The sequence below is a fragment of the Desulfosporomusa polytropa genome, from assembly GCF_055380075.1.
The window spans coordinates 746,864-761,855 of record NZ_AP042400.1 but is presented as its reverse complement, the minus strand read 5'-3'; the positions used below and the strand labels follow the sequence as shown (position 1 = coordinate 761,855).

The window sequence follows — 14,992 nt, the reverse complement described above, 5'->3', positions numbered from 1 at the left end:
CTAATCAATCACCATCAGCAGCATTTGCTCACATAAATCGGCAAAACTTATACCAATAGCAGCAGCAGCTTTGGGTACTAAGCTAGTAGCTGTCATACCTGGAATTGTGTTTATTTCCAACACATAAGGCTGATTATCATCACTGAGCATAACATCAACTCGACCAATTCCTCGGCATCCCAATAACTTATATGCCTCAAGCGCTATATGCTGGATGTGATCCGCAACTGTGGCCTCTAACCTAGCTGGGACTATATACTCGGTCGCACCTTTAGTGTATTTAGATGTATAATCATATCGTCCTGATTGGGGCACTATTTCGATAATAGGCAGTGCTTTCGGCTCTTCATTACCAAGTATCGAAACCGTCAATTCTTTACCTTTTATAAATTCTTCGACCACTATATGACCACTATACTTAAAAGCCTCTGTTATAGCAGATTCAAGGTCTGCCATATCTTCCACAATGCTCACACCAATACTGGATCCCTGCGCAGCCGCCTTTACGACAACAGGTACGCCAAATACCTCTTGAATTTCTTTTAGCACCATGTCAAGGTCAACATCGCGTTTATTATATAACCGGGACTGTGGAGTCGGTATTTTGCCTGACATAAACAGCCGTTTGCTTACGGCCTTATCCATTGCCATCGCACTAGCCAATACCCCTGAGCCGGTATACGGTATACCTAACATTTCCAGTGTGCCTTGCAATAAGCCATCTTCGCCATAAAGACCATGAATGGCATTAAATACTACCTCGATCTTCTCTTGTTCTAGTTGTTCAATGAAGTGTCGGGGGACAAGGTCTATGCCTACGGCATGATACCCTTTTTCTTTTAGCGCTGTTAGAATGGCTCGCCCCGTATTCAGTGACACTTCCCTTTCTGCAGACGGTCCACCCATAACAACTGCAATTTTTTTATTTTTCATAAAAAATCCCCCTTTATCTCCCTTACACCTTTACAATATTTGCTCCTAATGCTTGCAATTTTTTATCTATACTTTCATAACCGCGTTCAATGTGATATACCTGCTCAATTTCAGAGGTTCCTTCTGCTGCTAGAGCGGCTAATACCAGTGCACTGCCAGCCCGCAAGTCTGGCGCAGCCACAATGGCACCAGTCAATTTCGACACCCCGCGAATAATAGCTGTTCGGCCTTCAACCTTAATTTTAGCTCCCATACGAGTAAGTTCATCAACATGCTTAAACCGATTTTCAAAAATAGTCTCTGTGATAATACTAGTACCTTTAGCAATGGTAACCAACGACAACATCGGTGCTTGCAAATCGGTAGGAAAACCAGGATATGGCAGCGTCTTTATATCAACGCCCCTAAGTTCGCCTGCTTTTATCCTAATATAATCCTTTCCAGTTACTATTTTCGCCCCAATATCCTGAAGTTTATCAGTGACTGAGAATAAATATTCAGGCACTATATTCTCAACTACAATATCACCACATGTAATAACGCCTGCTGTCAAAAAAGTACCTGCCTCAATTCTATCACACATTACTGTATGTTCTGCCGGAACTAGACGGGTTACGCCGTCAACTCTAATCGTATCAGTGCCTGCACCATTGATCCTTGCACCCATCTTATTTAAGATAGCCTGCAAATCAACGATTTCAGGTTCACGCGCTGCATTGCGGATAATCGTAGTACCCTTGGCCAGTGCGGCAGCCATCATTGCATTTTCTGTAGCACCAACACTGGGAAAATCAAAATTCACTTCACCACCGGTTAACTCTGTCGCTTCGGCCTCAATAAATCCGAAACTTTCAACAACAATTGCACCGATTTTCTCTAATGCTTTGATATGTAGATTAATTGGCCTAGGACCGATAGCACAACCACCTGGATAAGATAGTCTGACTTTGCGAAACCTTCCCAAAAGCGGCCCCATCAAAAATACCGAAGCCCGCATTTCCCGCATTAAATGTTCAGGTATTTCAGCCTTACTCACATTGCTAGTATCTATCAGCATGGTATGACCTTGCCGGCGTATCTTAGCGCCAAGCAGTGTCAAAATATCCTGCATGGCTTGGATATCGCGTAAATACGGAACATCATGAATAACGCTGATACCAGAACACAGCAGCGTTGCTGCCATAATTGGCAATGTAGCATTTTTTGCTCCGCTTATCCGGACATTGCCACATAGTTGTACTTCTCCTTTGACGATAAATTTCTCCATCGTCTTCCCTCCCAGAAAAGTACAATCACCCTTCACGCTTATCTAATCTAATCTAATCTTGAGCTGACTACATATTATTCGCTTGCGTAAGTTTTTCTACCAGTTCTTCCCCTACCTGATAAATACTGCCAGCTCCCATAGTCATCACTAAATCGCCTGGCTCAACAATTTCACTCAAATAACGCGCAATCTTGTCTTTGTCTGGTATATAAGTTACGCGCTGATTGGTTTGTTGTTCAATTTCATCCTTAATCGTTTCCCCACTAACTCCGGGAATAGGCTCTTCACCAGCTGAGTAAACATCGGTAAGAATTAACAAATCAGCATGTGAAAATGCTATGCCAAACTCTTTTCGCAAAAAGTTCGTACGGGTATATCGATGTGGTTGGAAAACACAAATTAGCCGCTTAGGCTCTGTTTGGCGTGCACCTAGCAATGTAGTGCTGATTTCAGTGGGATGGTGGGCATAATCATCCACTACCCATACGCCATTAACCCGTCCTTTTGTCTGAAACCGACGTTTTGCTCCCTGAAACAGGCCGAGACCTTCGACAATTTGCGCAAACGATAATCCTGCATGAATGCCTACAGCCACCGCAGCTAACGCATTAGACACATTATGCATTCCTGGCACACAGATTTTAACGGTTCCTAGCAGGTTGCCCTGATGGTATACATCGAAAACTGAAATTGGGCCGTCGGACTTTATATTGCGGGCGGTAACATCTGCTTCATGCTCAAGCGCATAAGATACATAGCTTCTTTCAAGCGTAGTTGCCATATTCCTTACATAAGAATTGTCAAAGCATAGAATAGCTAACCCCTCTGTGGGCGCAAGCTTATGTAAGAATTCATTAAAGGTACGCAATATATTATCCATAGTTTTGTAATAATCCATATGATCGTTTTCAATGTTGGTTACAATGGCAATCTGTGGTGAAAATTTCAAAAAAGAGCCATCACTTTCATCAGCTTCTGCCACCAAATATGGACCATGACCAAGTTTTGCGCTACCGCCTATTGATTCTAATTCCCCCCCAATGACAATGGTCGGATCTGTACCTGCCCTTTCTAGCATAAGGGCAATCATGGAAGTCGTAGTAGTCTTGCCATGAGCACCAGCCACAGCTATTCCCTGCCGTTTAGACATTAAGAATGCCAAGACGTCAGCTCGGTGATATACAGGTATTCCCTTGTCGTGAGCAGCCTTTACTTCTGGATTAGTCACAGGGATTGCGGTAGAAACAACTACAGCTTGCGTATCACCGATATTTTCATAACTGTGGCCGATATGTACCATCGCACCAGACTGCGCGAGTTTGGTGGTAACGGCTGATTGCTGAGCATCAGAACCAGACACAGTGTACCCCATCTCCAGCAGCACTTTCGCAATAGAGCTCATGCCTGAGCCACCAATACCAACAAAATGAATTCTTTTTAGATTATCTAACAACAATATTTCTCCCCTTTCTTGCGCACCAGTAACTCTGGTGCCTATAGCTGCAGAAAGAGTTATTCCCTAGCCTATCTAGCTGCCGCGTTGGCATATCATAGTGTATGCACTGCCAGCACCTGATGTTACCTTATTATTGCGATTAAGGTTTTTTCAGACTAAGCGCCAACCGGGCAATTGTTTCTGCCGCTTGCGGGCACCCTAACTCTTTACTTTTTTTAGCCATACTTGAAAGAACTTCCGGATTATCTAGTAGCCTCTTAATAGCTTCTATTAGTTTACTATCTGTCAGTTCTTTGTCGACAATTACTACTGCTGCCCCCTGCTTTTCTAATGCTCTGGCATTAAACTCTTGATGGTTTTCTGCAGCATAGGGGTATGGTATAAGAATTGCTGGAATGCCGCGTGCAGTTAATTCAGCCAAACCGACTGCTCCTGCTCGGAAAATAGCTAAATCAGCAGCCGCTAACGCTAGCGGCATATTATATAAATATGGTTTGATGATAATATTACCAGCACTAGACAGCTCTATACCAGATTGCTTATTATTGCCAACTATGCTATTATACTCGCTTTGTCCTGTCACATGCAATATTTGAATACGTGGATTACCACCAAAATACTTGTACACACCCGACATCGCTTTATTAATACTACGAGCCCCACGGCTTCCTCCAACTACCAAAACAGTAATTTTATTGGGAGCAAGACCGAGTTCAGCCAAACCTTTTTCCCGTGTAGCTGACATAACCTCTGATCTGATCGGATTACCAGTAACTACAATCTGTTCAGACCGGCATTTAGTAAAATAGCCTGCAGCGTCCTGATAGCCTACGGCAATTTTATCGACAAACCGTGATAAAATTTTATTTGTTATGCCAGGTATAACATTTTGCTCCTGAATAATGGTTGGTATTTTTAACAGGCTGGCAGCCAAAAGGACCGGACCACATACATAACCACCAGTACCAATAACAACATCAGGCCGAAATTTTTTAATAATGCGGGAAGAATGCCAAACGCTGCCTACCGTAGTAAAAAGTGTTCGGACATTCTGCCAGGATAACCGTCGTTCTAACCCGCGTACTTCGATAGTAGCAAATGCAAAGCCTTCTTTCGGAATAATATCTGCTTCCAACCCATGTTTTGTTCCTACAAATAGTATATCGCAATTATCGGCTAACTTGGCTACCTCTCTAGCGATAGTAATGGCGGGGTAGATGTGCCCACCTGTTCCCCCGCCAGAAATAATGATTCGCATATATATTGCCCCCTACATTCATTTCAAGCTGACATACCGGGAAATATTAAGGAGTATACCCACCGCTGCCAACGTAAAAATCAAAGCTGAACCACCGAAGCTAATGAAGGGCAATGGGATACCTGTTACCGGCATTGAGGCAGTAACTACTGCAATGTTCATAAGCGCCTGCAATACAATCATACTGGTTATACCTCCAGCCAGCAGGCTGCCATATATATCTGGCGCTGATATAGCTATTTTAAATCCTCTCCAGGCAAATAGAAAAAATAGTATTACAACAGTGGCTGTACCAATAAAGCCAAGTTCCTCACCCAAAATCGCAAAGATAAAGTCGGTATGCGGTTCAGGTAAATACAAGAACTTTTCCCGGCTACGCCCCAAACCAACACCGAACAGCCCCCCAGAGCCGATCGCGTATAAGGACTGAATGATATGATAGCCACTATTTAATGGATCAGCCCACGGATCACTAAAGGCTAATAGACGCTTTAATCGATAGGGCTCAGCAATAATAGCCGTTATTATGCCTACAATGCCAACAGCACCTAGTGATCCTAAATGTGACAACTTAGCACCTGCGGCAAATAATAAAATAAAAACTGTGCCACTAATAACAAGTGCTGTCCCTAAATCAGGCTCTTTTAAAATTAATCCAAATACCACTACTAACATCAACAACTGAGGAATAATTCCTTTAACGAAATTACCTATTTTATCTTGCGACCTTGCGAGACTATTGGCAGTAAAAAGTACCATGCTTAATTTCGCAATTTCTGACGGTTGCAGGTAGAGTGAACCAAACCCCAGCCATCGCCGGGCACCGTTGACTACCTTTCCCAAACCAGGAATAAGAACTAAGATCAATAAAAGTAAGGTGATTATCATAATTGGTTTGGCTAGTTTGCGCCACGCATGATAATCAATGTTCATCGTAAGCAACATAGTCAGTATTCCCACTGCTGCCCATATCATCTGGCGTTTTAAAAAATAGTAGCTGTCATTATAGTTTACATATGCAGAAACAGCACTGGAACTATATACCATTACTATCCCGAAACCCAACAAGCCAATAATGGCAAAAAAAATGACATAATCGGGCGACTTAGGTCTGACTCCCATCTTGCTCCCTCCTTACCCTAATCGGCACACCAAATCCTTAAATGCCTTCCCCCGTTCCTCGTAATTATTGAACATATCATAACTAGCACAAGCAGGCGACAATACTACTACTTGTGGTGGTTGCGCCAACTTGTGCGCCAGCGTTACTGCCTCGCCAAACGTGGCTACCTTATGAATATTTTTCACACCCTGCTGAGCCGCCGCCTCTACAAAACGCTGCTTGGCTTCTCCTAGCAGTATCATATGATCCACGCGTTCTTTCGCCAGTTTCATGAATTCGGTTAAATCTGTATTCTTATCCCGTCCACCGGCAATTAGAATAATACGACCTTCAAAAGCCTCCAGGGCTTTTATCGATGATTCAGGATTAGTGGCTTTAGAATCATTATAATACTCTACACCAGCAATTTCAGCCACAGGCTCCATTCGGTGTTCCACACCGGAAAATGTTTTAAGAACTTTTGTTATTGCATCAGGCCGAACACCAACAATATAAGCAACCGCACAAGCAGCTAAGGCATTTTCCACATTATGGCCGCCTTTTATTTTAATATCATTAACAGCGCAAATATCAGTCTTCTTACCATCCAGGTTTAGTCTGATCTTGCCATTTTCAACATAAATACCCTCATCAAGAAGCTGCTGACGACTAAAATATACTACTTTCCCCAATGCCCGCTTAGCCATACCTCGTACAGCTATATCATCATAGTTCAAAACTAAGTAATCACTAGCTTGTTGTCTGCTAAATACTTGCTCTTTCATTTGCTGATAAACTTCCATAGTACGATGCCGATCTAAATGATCAGGAGTCAAATTCAAAATGACAGCAATGCGCGGACGAAAACGAGTAACACCCTCCAGTTGAAAGCTCGATATTTCAGCCACAACAAAGCCATCAGACCTAACCTCAAGAGCTTGTTCAGACAACGCAGCGCCAATATTACCCCCCACACCAATTTGTCGCCCAGTAGTTTTAAGCATTTCACCAACCATTGTTGTTGTTGTTGTTTTTCCATTAGTGCCAGTAATTGCAATCATCGGTGCCTCACTCAGGCGATAAGCCACCTCAACTTCGCTTATAACACTAATACCCCGCTTTCGTGCAACACTAACAAGCGGAATATAAATAGAGATACCTGGCGACATCACAAGATAGTCTATGCCATCAAGTAGTTCCTCATTCTGTTTTCCTAATGCCAAGCCGACACCAGAGGCTTGTAATTCAGTAAAATCTTGTTCAAATTGTTCAATAGGCTTAGCATCGCTCACAACAACACTTGCGCCTAACTGCTGTAAAATCCGAGCTACGGAAATACCACTAATACCAGCGCCTAATACTACAATTTTTTTATTAGCGAATTCCGTTTGTCTAATCACGTTATATACCCCCAACCCGACTGACTGCTAAGACACTTAACGCTATGGCGGCAAACAGTGTACCTGCCAACCAAAATACTGTTACAACCTTTGTTTCCGACCACCCTGATAGTTCAAAATGATGATGAATAGGACTCATCTTAAATACTCGTTTACCAGTTGATTTAAACGAAATGACTTGGATAATGACAGACAGTGCTTCAATAACAAATACACCACCAACGATAACAAGTAAGAATTCAGTTTTAGTCAATACCGCCACTGCGGCCAGCGCCCCGCCCAAAGCGAGGGAACCGGTATCACCCATAAATACTTTGGCTGGATGAGCATTGTAACGTAAAAATCCAAGACATGAACCAGCTAAAGCTACGCAAAAAATCGCTAAGTATGGTTTACCAAAATATAAAGCGATTGCCGTGTACGCTAGCGCGGCAACCGTTGTCGTACCGGCGGCCAAACCATCAAGCCCATCGGTAAGATTAACCGCATTCGTCGTTCCGACAAGGACAAGAAAAATTAATATATAGTATAAGACCCCAAAATCAACACTTGCACCTAATATCGGTATCCATATATCTGTACCACGCCCAAAATAAATACTGGCAATATAAGATAAGGCTAGTGCCATAATTATCTGCCCTAGTAACTTTTGCCGGGCTTTCAGGCCTAGTGAGCGTTTGAGTACTACTTTAATAAAATCATCTAAAAAGCCAATTAGACCATGCCCCAAGGTAACAAATAGAGCTAATAGTACTTCTGGATTGCTGCCCGCAAATACCAAACTAGGAATAACTAATGCCAACAAAATCAGTACCCCGCCCATAGTGGGAGTACCAGCCTTGGCATAATGACTCTCTGGCCCCTCTTCTCTGATGCTTTGCCCAAATTTAAGCCGCTTCAGCATGGGAATAAAGAACGGCCCAGCTGCTAGGGCAATGACAAATGCCATAGCAGCTGCATACAACAAATCTTGCATGATAACCTCCTAAAAATATACACCTATCTGTGCCTGCAAACTTCTGCACTGCGGAGTATATAGACTAGATGTCTTTAAATGTATTGAGCATAGTTTCCATTTTCATGCCACGGGAGCCTTTGAGCAAAATATAATCGCCTGACTTTACCAGCTTGCGTAGTGCTTCAATCGCCTCGCTATGTCCTGTAAAGGCTAGCGTAGTTTTTACACCCTGCTCACTGGCTGCAACAGCAATATGGTTTGCAAGGGCACCAACCGCTATAAGAATATCTACCCCTTGCTCTGCGGCTTGCCTGCCCACTCTGCGATGAGCCTCAACTGCGGCATCTCCTAGCTCTAACATATCGCCTAACACGGCAATTTTGCGGCCTTTACTGATATTAGCTAAGGTAGTAAGTGCCGCTGCCATTGATAAGGGACTGGCATTATAAACATCATTGATAACCGTGTACTGACTATACCTTTTTATTTCAAGCCGCATAGCACCAGGAACAAAACTACCAATTCCTTTTTGTATTTCATTTGGCTTTAAACCCAGCTCCCAGCCTACAGCAATAGCCGCAAGCGCATTATAAACATTATGTATGCCAACTGCTGGCAATGTGACGGGAAATGAGCCGCGGGCACTACAGCACTCAAAAGCAGTAATCAATTCACCATTTTCCCCGGTAGTTATGTTCTCAGCTCGAACAAACGCAGCTGGCGTTAAACCATAAAATACAACTCGGCCTTGGGTCTTATGCTGCATGTCCCGTACATGCTGATCATCAGCATTGAGTATCACTACATCATCATGACCAATTGCCTCAACAAGCTCGGCTTTGGCAGCTGCAATGTTTTCAATTGAGCCGAGAATTTCCATATGGGTTTCGCCCACATTTGTCACTACGCCTACTGTAGGCAATGCAATTTTAGTCAAATCACGTATTTCCCCAATAGCCCGCATGCCCATTTCAACAACAGCAACCTCATGACTTGCATCAAGCTTTAGCAGTGTCAGCGATAAACCTATTTCATTATTAAAATTAGCTTCCGTTTTAAGCACTTTGAACCTGCTAGATAGTACAGCTGCAAGCATGTCTTTAGTAGTTGTTTTACCATTAGATCCGGTCACAGCAATCACAGGAATATGGTACCGCTGACGATGAAACCGAGCCAACTCCTGCAACGCCGTCAGGGTATTCATTACCTGGATTACCGTAACATGCTCAGGCACAACTACCGCCTTACTGACAATTAGACCTGTTGCTCCTTTCGCTACAGCTTGAGCGGCAAATTCATTACCATCAAAATGTTCACCCACCAAAGCAACAAATAAATTACCATCCTGAATGCTCCTTGTGTCGGTAGAAACACCCTGAAACAGCTTGTTGTCGCCAGCATTAATCAATCGACCACCAGTAGCCTTAAGCACTTCTGTCAAACTAAAATCAGCCATTCTTACTCATCTCCTTGATGACTTCACGCGCTACCTGCCTGTCATCAAAATCAATTGTTTTATCTTGCAAAATTTGATAGGTTTCATGCCCTTTACCCGCAATAAGTACAACATCATGTGCATTTGCCATGCGGATAGCCTGCGTAATCGCCTGACGGCGATCAATAATTACTTCATATCTTTTTCCACTTTTATCTGCACATAAGGCCGCTTTGATCCCCACTTCTACGTCTGTCAGTATCTTTTCCGGGTCTTCACTACGCGGATTATCCGATGTAGCAAGTACAATATCAGCATACTGCACCGCCAATTTCCCCATAATCGGTCTTTTGGTGCGGTCACGATCACCACCACAACCAAAAACTACAATAATTCTTCCTTGAGCAAACTGTTTTGCCGTTTTTAGCACATTTTCCAAGCCATCAGGTGTATGGGCATAATCCACAATCACCGTAAATGGCTGCCCTGCCTGCACTAATTCAAACCGTCCTGGTACACTGGTGAAATTCTCCAGAGCCTGTTTGATAACCTCAGGATTAACCCCTTCTGCCAAAGCAGCCCCCACCGCCGCCAAAACATTATACACATTAAACATACCTGTAATGGCAAGCCTAAGCTCCATGGTACCAAAGGGACCTTTGACCTGGAAACTAGAACCGGTTTCTCTAACATTAACATTGTCAGCTGTCAAACTTCCAGCATTCTTAACTGCATAACTGATTACTGGACAAGCCGCATTCTGCGCCATAATAGTCCCTGCACTATCATCAAAATTAATGACTGCTGTTTTGCCTGTTTTCATATTGGTAGGTTTGTTCAAACCGCGGAACAATTCAGCCTTAGCCTCAATATAATTCTCAAAAGTCTGATGAAAATCCAAGTGATCCTGTGTCATATTAGTAAAAATACCAACATCAAATTCACAACCCGCCACCCGATTAAGCGCTAACGCATGGGAAGAAGCCTCCATAATTACATACGCCATACCACTATTGAGCATTTCTGCCAACGTATTTTGCAGCTCGATAACATCAGGTGTAGTGTTTTTTATCGGTAGTGCCCTGTTATCAATAAGGGTCTGGATTGTTCCAATTAATCCGACTTTATGACCGGCTTTTCGTAAAATATCGCGAATCAAGTAAGTAGTTGTGGTTTTGCCATTTGTACCTGTTACACCAATCATCCGCAGCTTATGTCCCGGATACTCAAAAAAACAAGGTACAATAACCTGCATTGCCACCCGAGTGTCTTCAACCCTGATTATCGTAATCGTATCATCGGCTACGTCTGCCACATCTCTTTCTACTACTACAGCAACTGCACCACGCCGAACAGCCTCAACAATAAAGTCATGCCCATCAACATGAACACCGCTCAGGCAAAAGAACAACGTTCCTGGAACCACTTTGCGGGAGTCATGCGCCACTGCTTCAATGGTTTGATCAAGCCTTCCCAAAATCGTAGCGTCTGATAATAATGCCGTTAGTTGTTTTAAATTCTTGGCCATACGAATTCCTCCTGCCCAACTATGAAAAATTCTCTAATCAATACCCTGTCGTATTATTTTTACCATTATTCCCTATTTTAACGCTTATTCAAAATAGATAGTAATGTTTGTGCCTGATGCTACTTTACTCCCTGCCAACGGGTCTTGTTTAATGGCTTGGCCGGTACCTACCGGCTTAATCGCAAGACCTATTTCAGCTAGTGCATCGGCTGATTCCCGTAGTGTCCGTCCAGTTACGTCTGGAACAGTAACTTCACCGTTTGAATATCGTGGTGTCATAGTATATAGTAGCACACCCCCGCCGCTAGGTATACGGCTACCCGGTTTAGGAATTTGATCTGCAATCCTGTCGCCTGACTCCTCAATGCGTGGAATTAAACCTACCTGCTCTAACTCCTTCATAGCTTCCGGAACACGCAGGTTTATGACACTAGGAACCAGTACGTGCGCTTGTTCAGTGCCTGTTGCGGCATTTGTCGCCACCTGTGGATTAATTTTCAGATACTGTAATACATCTTTCATTACTGCGCCAAACACCGGCGCGGCAATCTGACCACCATAGTATAGTCCAACAGGCTCATCTATAACCACTAACATGGCTACCTGGGGATTATCAGCAGGCGCAAACCCCATAAATGATGCCACATATTTATCAGGCAAATATCCGCCTGCACCAACTTTTTGCGCAGTACCGGTCTTACCGGCAATCTTGAAACCCTCGATATATGCATTTCTGCCAGTTCCTTGTGATACTACTGACTCTAGTATTTCTTTGACTTGTTTTGCGATAGAAGGATCAAGTACCTGCCTAACAACATCAGGCTGAAAACCTCTAATTAATTGCCCTGATTTGTCCTTTACTTCCCTTACAATCTGCGGCCGCAGTAGTTTACCATCATTAGCCACAGCGGCTGCTGCCGTAACCAACTGGATAGGAGTAACCGCAATACTTTGCCCAATAGACATTGTTGCGATATTAATAGGCGTTGCTTTAGCACAATCAATTGTTATGCCTTTTGCTTCTCCTGGCAAATCAACATTGGTGTGTTGCCCCAAACCGAAAGCATCAATATAGCGGTAAAACGACTCACGTCCTAATCGTAAACCTACAGTAACAAACCCGACATTACAAGAGTTCTGCACCACTTCGGTAAACGTCTGGCTGCCGTGCCCACCATGTTTCCAACAATGAATATTTCGGCCTTGTACCTCGACTTCTCCGGGATCAAAAAACTTCTCATCGGCCTTAATAATATGTTCAGCCATGACAGCTGATGTAGTAAGAATTTTAAAAGTAGAGCCAGGCTCATAGGCATTAGATATAGCTATATTTCGCCATAATTTAGGGGAAAACTCACTGAATTTATTAGGATTATAGTCAGGCCTGTTAGCCAAAGCCAAGATAGCGCCATCTCTTGGATCAATGGCAATAATAGTAACCGCTTTAGCCTGAGTTTCCTTCATAACACGGTCTAATTCACGTTCGACAATCTGTTGAATAACCAGGTCAAGAGTAAGATAGACATTATGTCCCTCAACAGGCGGCACAAAACGGTGAGAAGCATTCGGTATCTCCTGACCTCTGGCATCATACTCAATAACAATACTGCCTGAACGACCTTTTAGGTAACTGTCAAAGGTCATTTCTACTCCATCAAGGCCTTGGCTATCAATACCATTAAAGCCCAGAACATGCGCAGCTAAATTATCATAGGGATAATAACGTCGGTTCTCCTGAGTAAGTCCAATACCAGGAAGATTCAGTAATTGCACTTGGTGGCCAATTTCTGGTTCAATCTTGCGTTTAATCCAAGTAAATGCCTGACGTTTTTTCAGTTTGTTTTTAAGATTGTTTTCATCTAACGCCAAAATAGCAGCCAGTTTGGCTGCTGTTTCTTCTGGGTTACGTATTTCGGCAGGTATTGCATAGACAGATTCAGTACTAACACTAACTGCGAGTTCCCGACCATTCCGGTCATAAATAATGCCCCGTTTGGCCTCCACTGGAATTTCGCGAATGCGTTGATCAATAGCATTTTCTGATAACCAGACGCTTTTGTAAAACTGGAGATATAGCAAGCGACCTATCAACCCCATCATAATTACCGATATAACAAGAAAAAGGAACGCCACCCTCTTTCTAATGGTAACATGCGAAACAGCTGCCACTTATTTATCTCCCCCATCATCCAGATTACCGCCCTTTACTCGCCTCCGCCTTGTTCACGTTGATTGCGCTCAATACTTTCTCAGTAATCCCGGCATTACCACCAAATGCTGTTGGCTGAGATTGATTGCTTTCAGGAATGACTGTAGTTGCATAATAAGCGTTACTAGGTACAACCATCCCTAAGTTTTTGGTAGCAAACTCTTCGATACGTTGTGGTGATTTAAGTTTTGCAATATCAAGACGTAAAAGTTCGTTTTCCTTTTCAATTTTTGCTGCTTGGCTTTTAATTTTCACCAGATCATAGCCTGCTTGAATAATGGTAGCACTCTGCATGGTTGTAACCGCCGCCATGATAGCAGCTAGGATTACTAGGATTAAACACTTCGCACGCAATCGTTTATCAGCTTTTCGTACAATTTTGAGCGTAGGTAAAGCGGTTTCTTGCTCGTAAACATGTATTTCTTGTTTTTTATGCACTAACATTATTATTGTTCCTCCTTACTATTTAGAACAATTCGTCACTATAACTTTTCTGCTAACCGCAACTTAGCACTACGGGCTCGTGGATTGTGTTCCAGCTCATCCACAGATGGCAGCGTCGGTTTTCTTAGAACCTTTACTTTGGGTTTGGTATTACACATACACACTGGTAATTGCGGTGGACAAATACATGTTTTAGCTAACTCTTGCAAAGTTTGCTTGGCAATCCGGTCTTCCAGCGAATGAAACGTTATTATCCCAATGCGTCCTCCTGGTTTTAACCTTTCCACCGCAGTAATAAAAGTGTCCCGCAAAATTCCCAGCTCGTTATTGACTTCAATTCGAATGGCTTGAAATGTTCGTTTGGCCGGATGCGGTCCATCCCGGCGAGCGCCAGCTGGAATGGCTTTTTTAATAATATTCACCAGTTGGCTTGTTGTATCAATAGTTGCGTTTTGCCTATTTTCCACAATGAATTTGGCAATTCGTTTAGCCCAACGTTCCTCACCATAATTAGCGATAACCTCAGTCAGCTGCTTTTCATCATATGAGTTAACGACATCATAGGCTGAAAAATCAGACTTAGGATCCATACGCATATCAAGCGGCGCATCCTGCATATAGGAAAATCCGCGCTCGGCAACATCTAATTGATGCGACGAAACACCTAAATCAAACAAAATTCCATCTACCAAGCCAGCCTCTACCTGGTCAAGTACAGCACCCAAATTACGAAAATTATCCTGCACAATACTAATTTTGCAGACGGCCTCTGCCAAACGTTGTTGGCCTGCTTGAATGGCTGCGGGGTCTTGATCAATACCAATCAGCCACCCCTCTGGTGCCAGACGCGCAGCTAAACAAGACGAATGACCGCCCCCTCCTAGCGTGCAATCTACATAAATACCCTGCGGATTGGAAAAAACTCCAGCAACACTTTCTTCCAATAGTACACTAGTATGTTCAAATTCAAAACCCTGCATTTTTCACCCACTCGTTTCGATT

The 14,992-nt window shown here is 43.2% G+C and carries 12 protein-coding genes; all 12 read right to left on the bottom strand.

The genetic code is table 11. The features are described from left to right. Window positions 1-933 carry a D-alanine--D-alanine ligase family protein gene (locus tag ACZ449_RS05300; RefSeq protein ID WP_464260017.1) on the bottom strand — a complete coding sequence of 311 codons (933 nt, stop codon included), beginning with the start codon at window positions 931-933 and terminating at the stop codon, window positions 1-3. Between the two features lie 22 nt (window positions 934-955). Continuing rightward, window positions 956-2,200, bottom strand: coding sequence for a UDP-N-acetylglucosamine 1-carboxyvinyltransferase (gene murA / locus ACZ449_RS05295; protein WP_464260016.1), 1,245 nt, complete (start codon window positions 2,198-2,200; stop codon window positions 956-958). 67 nt (window positions 2,201-2,267) lie between these two features. Further along, window positions 2,268-3,653, bottom strand: a complete 1,386-nt coding sequence (gene murC / locus ACZ449_RS05290) for a UDP-N-acetylmuramate--L-alanine ligase (RefSeq protein ID WP_464260015.1) — start codon at window positions 3,651-3,653, stop codon at window positions 2,268-2,270. A gap of 142 nt (window positions 3,654-3,795) precedes the next feature. Further along, the gene (murG, locus tag ACZ449_RS05285; protein ID WP_464260014.1) at window positions 3,796-4,914 is read right to left on the bottom strand and encodes an undecaprenyldiphospho-muramoylpentapeptide beta-N-acetylglucosaminyltransferase; all 1,119 of its coding nucleotides are present in this window, start codon (window positions 4,912-4,914) and stop codon (window positions 3,796-3,798) included. An 18-nt stretch (window positions 4,915-4,932) separates the two neighbouring features. Beyond that, the gene (gene spoVE / locus ACZ449_RS05280; RefSeq protein WP_464260013.1) at window positions 4,933-6,036 is read right to left on the bottom strand and encodes a stage V sporulation protein E; all 1,104 of its coding nucleotides are present in this window, start codon (window positions 6,034-6,036) and stop codon (window positions 4,933-4,935) included. A 12-nt stretch (window positions 6,037-6,048) separates the two neighbouring features. Next, window positions 6,049-7,416 carry a UDP-N-acetylmuramoyl-L-alanine--D-glutamate ligase gene (murD, locus tag ACZ449_RS05275; protein ID WP_464260012.1) on the bottom strand — a complete coding sequence of 456 codons (1,368 nt, stop codon included), beginning with the start codon at window positions 7,414-7,416 and terminating at the stop codon, window positions 6,049-6,051. Window position 7,417: 1 nt separating this feature from the next. Continuing rightward, window positions 7,418-8,392 (bottom strand): phospho-N-acetylmuramoyl-pentapeptide-transferase, encoded by a 975-nt coding sequence (gene mraY / locus ACZ449_RS05270; protein WP_464260011.1) that lies wholly within the window; start codon window positions 8,390-8,392, stop codon window positions 7,418-7,420. A 64-nt stretch (window positions 8,393-8,456) separates the two neighbouring features. Beyond that, the gene (locus ACZ449_RS05265) at window positions 8,457-9,830 is read right to left on the bottom strand and encodes a UDP-N-acetylmuramoyl-tripeptide--D-alanyl-D-alanine ligase (protein ID WP_464260010.1); all 1,374 of its coding nucleotides are present in this window, start codon (window positions 9,828-9,830) and stop codon (window positions 8,457-8,459) included. Next, the gene (locus ACZ449_RS05260; protein WP_464260009.1) at window positions 9,823-11,337 is read right to left on the bottom strand and encodes a UDP-N-acetylmuramoyl-L-alanyl-D-glutamate--2,6-diaminopimelate ligase; all 1,515 of its coding nucleotides are present in this window, start codon (window positions 11,335-11,337) and stop codon (window positions 9,823-9,825) included. Before ACZ449_RS05260 ends, ACZ449_RS05265 begins: the two co-directional genes overlap by 8 nt. 84 nt (window positions 11,338-11,421) lie before the next feature. Continuing rightward, the gene (locus ACZ449_RS05255) at window positions 11,422-13,506 is read right to left on the bottom strand and encodes a stage V sporulation protein D (protein ID WP_464260008.1); all 2,085 of its coding nucleotides are present in this window, start codon (window positions 13,504-13,506) and stop codon (window positions 11,422-11,424) included. A 25-nt stretch (window positions 13,507-13,531) separates the two neighbouring features. Next, window positions 13,532-13,990 (bottom strand): cell division protein FtsL, encoded by a 459-nt coding sequence (ftsL, locus tag ACZ449_RS05250; RefSeq protein ID WP_464260007.1) that lies wholly within the window; start codon window positions 13,988-13,990, stop codon window positions 13,532-13,534. 38 nt (window positions 13,991-14,028) lie between these two features. Next, on the bottom strand, window positions 14,029-14,970 hold the full coding sequence (gene rsmH / locus ACZ449_RS05245; protein WP_464260006.1) for a 16S rRNA (cytosine(1402)-N(4))-methyltransferase RsmH: 942 nt from the start codon (window positions 14,968-14,970) through the stop codon (window positions 14,029-14,031). Window positions 14,971-14,992 lie beyond the last annotated feature (22 nt).

Coding starts and splice junctions, on each gene's coding strand:
- ACZ449_RS05300 (WP_464260017.1), bottom strand. CDS start 933: ATGAAAAATAAAAAAATTGCAGTTGTTATGGGTGGACCGTCTGCAGAA.
- murA (WP_464260016.1), bottom strand. CDS start 2,200: ATGGAGAAATTTATCGTCAAAGGAGAAGTACAACTATGTGGCAATGTC.
- murG (WP_464260014.1), bottom strand. CDS start 4,914: ATGCGAATCATTATTTCTGGCGGGGGAACAGGTGGGCACATCTACCCC.
- spoVE (WP_464260013.1), bottom strand. CDS start 6,036: ATGGGAGTCAGACCTAAGTCGCCCGATTATGTCATTTTTTTTGCCATT.
- mraY (WP_464260011.1), bottom strand. CDS start 8,392: ATGCAAGATTTGTTGTATGCAGCTGCTATGGCATTTGTCATTGCCCTA.
- ACZ449_RS05265 (WP_464260010.1), bottom strand. CDS start 9,830: ATGGCTGATTTTAGTTTGACAGAAGTGCTTAAGGCTACTGGTGGTCGA.
- ACZ449_RS05260 (WP_464260009.1), bottom strand. CDS start 11,337: ATGGCCAAGAATTTAAAACAACTAACGGCATTATTATCAGACGCTACG.
- ftsL (WP_464260007.1), bottom strand. CDS start 13,990: ATGTTAGTGCATAAAAAACAAGAAATACATGTTTACGAGCAAGAAACC.
- rsmH (WP_464260006.1), bottom strand. CDS start 14,970: ATGCAGGGTTTTGAATTTGAACATACTAGTGTACTATTGGAAGAAAGT.